Genomic DNA, 937 nt, shown 5'->3' with positions numbered 1-937 from the left:
GGCATCCAGTACACTTGATTTGCTGCAGAAGACGTATCCTTTACGCAAGTGCGGCAAGAATGAGAAACGGGCTTGTTTCTATTACCATCTCGGACAATGTATTGGTCCTTGCGACCATGAGGTGCCGGTTGCAGAATATGAGGCGCAAAAGGCACGGATTCGCCGATTCCTCAATGGTGACGTGAAGAATATTAAAGATGATTTGAAGGGGAAAATGGCTGCTGCTTCTGAAGACTTGCAGTTTGAACGAGCTGCTGAGTACCGTGATCAAATCAACTATATTGAACAAACGGTTGAACCGCAAAATATCATGTCCAAGCAATACAATGACCGTGATGTCTTTGCCTTTTACTTTGATAAAGGTTGGATTTCAATCCAAGTATTCTTGTTACGGCAGTTTTCCATTATTAAGCGGGACTCGGCCCTTTTCCCAGTGTATTCTGAACCCGAAGAGGAGTTGACTTCCTACATCGCCCAATTCTACCAAGAGGGTAACCATACTAAGCCTAAAGAAATTCTGGTGCCGGGTAACTTGGACAATGAATTGATTGCGGATACGGTTGAGGTGAAGGTATCGACACCTAAACGTGGCGACAAGCACAAGATGCTGCAGATGGCACAACGAAATGCTAAGATTGCCCATCTAGACAAATTTAGATTGTTGGCTATGAAAGAACAAAAAACAACTGGTGCTATTGACCAATTGTCTGAAGCCTTGAACTTGCCCTACTTGAAAGTCATTGAAAGCTTTGACCATTCAAATATCCAAGGGACAAACCCGGTATCGGCGATGGTGGCTTACGAGGACGGGCGTCCGAATAAATCTATGTACCGCAAATACAAGATCAAGACGGTTGATGGATCCAATGAGTTTGCGACAACCCAAGAGGTTATCCGGCGTCGTTATGGACGCCTCCTGAAAGAGAATGGGCATTTT

1 protein-coding gene is annotated in these 937 nt (G+C 44.7%); it reads left to right on the top strand.

Annotation, left to right across the window (positions count from 1 at the left end):
• Window positions 1-937 (top strand): UvrB/UvrC motif-containing protein (locus ACRCJ0_RS15770; protein WP_431391131.1); only part of this gene is annotated, 937 nt, incomplete at both ends.

This window comes from Aerococcus sp. L_32 (genome assembly GCF_050689315.1).
The sequence above is the reverse complement of the archived record's forward strand: the minus strand, read 5'-3'. Positions and strand labels throughout refer to the sequence as shown.